The 300-nt window shown below is 62.0% G+C and carries 1 protein-coding gene; it reads right to left on the bottom strand.

Features of this window, described 5'->3' with window-relative positions:
* A partial coding sequence (locus tag EN804_RS36255; RefSeq protein WP_135922413.1) for a hypothetical protein occupies positions 1-300 on the bottom strand: 300 nt, incomplete at both ends.

Raw genomic sequence — 300 nt, forward strand, 5'->3', positions numbered from 1 at the left:
TGCTTCTGCGCGCGCTCGATGGCTTCCGAAGCGTCTTCGTCCTTCATGCGCAGCGCGAACCAGTCAGCCTTCTTCAGGCCGTCCAGGAAGGCGTCGGTGATCACGTCGCCCTTCTTCAGGCCAGCGCCGCCGTTGACCACCTTGCCCACGATCTGCGAACGCAGACGCATGTAGATGGCGGCTTCCAGGATGCGGAACTGGTCGTCGAAGTCCTTCTTGACGCGCTTGATTTCAGACTCTTCGATCTGGCGGGCGCGCTTGTCCTTCTCGATGCCGTCGCGGGTGAAGACCTGCACGTCG

Origin of the sequence: Mesorhizobium sp. M8A.F.Ca.ET.161.01.1.1 (assembly GCF_004792105.1) — a bacterium.
GTDB lineage: Bacteria > Pseudomonadota > Alphaproteobacteria > Rhizobiales > Rhizobiaceae > Mesorhizobium.